This is a genomic window from Corynebacterium sp. HMSC30G07, assembly GCF_001806945.1.
Classification (GTDB): domain Bacteria; phylum Actinomycetota; class Actinomycetes; order Mycobacteriales; family Mycobacteriaceae; genus Corynebacterium; species Corynebacterium riegelii.
In genome coordinates this window covers 380254-382515 of sequence record NZ_KV786473.1, presented here as the reverse complement: position 1 = coordinate 382515, position 2262 = coordinate 380254, and the positions used below count along the sequence as shown (strand labels likewise).

The window sequence follows — 2262 nt, the reverse complement described above, 5'->3', positions numbered from 1 at the left end:
GTTTCGCTTCGCGGATATCGAAAGGATTGCCCGGCACCTGGTCTAAGTCCGGCAAGAGTTTTACGAATGTTGGGACCGTTGCCACCAGCTGTGAACTGGCGCGCGGGCCGAAAGCAGCGAGGTACGTCGCTTCGTACGCAGGGCGGATAGTGGGTGGGAGGCCAACTGCTACGGCAGCGGCGGCTGCGGCCATTGCAGTTTCTGCTGCGGCGGATTTGGCTAATGCGCTGGTGTGCATGGACATGGCGTCGGCACGCCGCGCGTATGCGTTGCCCGCGTGCTGGATTTTGTTGATCCGTTCATCGCCGCGCTGCACCCACCTGGTATCTAGCGAGGTAGCAAACGAGTTTTTTACGCCGAAGAGTGCCGCGACGGATTCATCAATGGCCCGCGCCATAAGTGTCCAGTTGACTGCTTCAGCTTCTGCAGCTGCAATATTGGTTGCCGCTAAGAGCTGTTCGAGTATGCGTAAGCTCATTGGCGGGGCCGCCACCGGGGCTTGCGGGTGGAATGCGGTTGCCTTCGCATTCACCACGTTCAGCGATGCTTCCATTTGACCAAACTCCGCCATCAGCGGGTCCAAAGTGGCCAGGGCAATGCTGTTGAATGCTCCAGCAAAGGAGCCGTCGGCGCGCTTCATGTTCTTCAAGTTGATCTCTGACACGTTCGCCGCGTCCATCAGGTGTGAACTCAAGACCTTGAATGATTCGGGCGCGCTTGTTGATGAAATAAGTCCTAACGCCTGACCCGCTTCGCGGTAGCCGGTGACGTTGGAGAAAGTTGCGAGGCCTGACAGCTTAGACCAGAGTGTTGATTTCTTGACTGATAAAGCTTCTTCCTTAAGCATCCTGATGCCGGCCAACAAAGATTCGGTGTCAAGGCGCACGTGTTGCGACAAAATAACCCCCATTTATTTGTGAATTACGTTTATGGGGCAGAAGCTTAGAGGGTGCCGTCGAAGAAGGGAATCTTTTGCGTGCACACTTTAGTGGACATCGCCGGTGCCGAATTTCAGGAAGAGTTGCTCGGTGGTTTCAATCGCAAGCTCACACATCTCGTCTTGCGTCACATCCGATGCAAGACTTCCTGCCGCTGCGCCGAAGCCTCCTCGCAACGTATCAATTTGTGTGTAACAATCGCTTGGATCATGGTCGATCGCTGCAAAAGCGAATAACTCGGGGATAAGTTCTGAGGTGTACTGCGGGAGCAGTAGCCCCTGCATCTCAATCATTTCTCGGTTCGGTCTTCCATTGTGAAATCCGGTTACAACATATCGAGCGAACTGTTCTTCGGTGGGCGGAATGTCGCACGCGTTGTGGCCATGAAACGTTGCTCCATCACCTTCAACCTCAATCCCCGGAAACCCCGCCGCCGCGTACTCGTCCAACGTGATTTCGGTGCAGGGGTTAAAGATATCGTCGCCAAGTGCATAAGGATCGAAGTCGCCGAATTCGAGGAAGCCGGATTCAAAGGTGAAACCGCGTGGCCCAGAAGCAGCAACGTCAGTGCCGGCCTCCTTGCCAAGTGACTCAATCTTCTGGCTGGGCACGCAGGCGCTTAACACAAGCACAGCCCCCAAAAGCACAACAAAAGACTTTTTCAACACTGGATTTCCCCCTTCTGTTTGTTCTTTGTACGCAAAGTATTGCGCAAGCAACGCATAGGAGTCTCCGGTTCTGTAGAAAGCATCACCCCCGTTGACCACCCGCCACCCCCGATGCCCTCTACACCGCAGTCAATGACGTACTTGCTAACCCTGAGCGCACTGCACAGATGCGTCACGCTCTCGCCGAAACTGGTGCGGGTGACGTGGCGGAAGACATCGCCCGCCGGATCGCGGAAGCCGCTGAGTCAGCCAAGTAGAAGTTACGTAGATTAAGGAACCATGATGCAACCCGCAGTTGATCTTTCTCGCGTCCACCTCATTGGCATTGGCGGCGCAGGAGGAGAGCATTGCGGTGATTCGCCGCTCGGATTTGCTTGGAGAGCTTATGGAGGGCTACGCCCAAGTCCTGCTCGCCGTAACGCGCACCACGGCGGGGGAGAGGTGTTCGTGGCTGAGGCTGATGAGTCTGACGCGTCGCTGTTGCGTTACAAGCCGGACGTTGCCGTGATCACCAACATTGAGCCGGATCACCTGGATTACTTCGGTACTCATGAGGCCTATTTTGAGGTTTTCGATGCTTTTGCGGATCGCGTGACCGCAGGCGGCCACCTTGTGGTGTGTCTTGATGATGACAACGCTGCCGCCTGCGGCAAGCG

The 2262-nt window shown here is 55.7% G+C and carries 2 protein-coding genes and 1 pseudogene; 1 reads left to right on the top strand and 2 read right to left on the bottom strand.

What is annotated here, in order from left to right; all coding sequences use genetic code 11:
* Nucleotides 1-910: hypothetical protein (locus tag HMPREF3104_RS10120; protein ID WP_168156374.1), on the bottom strand; the 910-nt coding region annotated here is incomplete at its 3' end.
* Between the two features lie 75 nt (nucleotides 911-985).
* Nucleotides 986-1657 carry a DUF3558 domain-containing protein gene (locus HMPREF3104_RS10115; protein WP_141738214.1) on the bottom strand — a complete coding sequence of 224 codons (672 nt, stop codon included), beginning with the start codon at nucleotides 1655-1657 and terminating at the stop codon, nucleotides 986-988.
* A gap of 274 nt (nucleotides 1658-1931) precedes the next feature.
* Between HMPREF3104_RS10115 and HMPREF3104_RS12160 the strand changes: the two are divergent.
* A pseudogene (locus HMPREF3104_RS12160) lies at nucleotides 1932-2262 on the top strand (Mur ligase family protein); the annotation flags it as partial.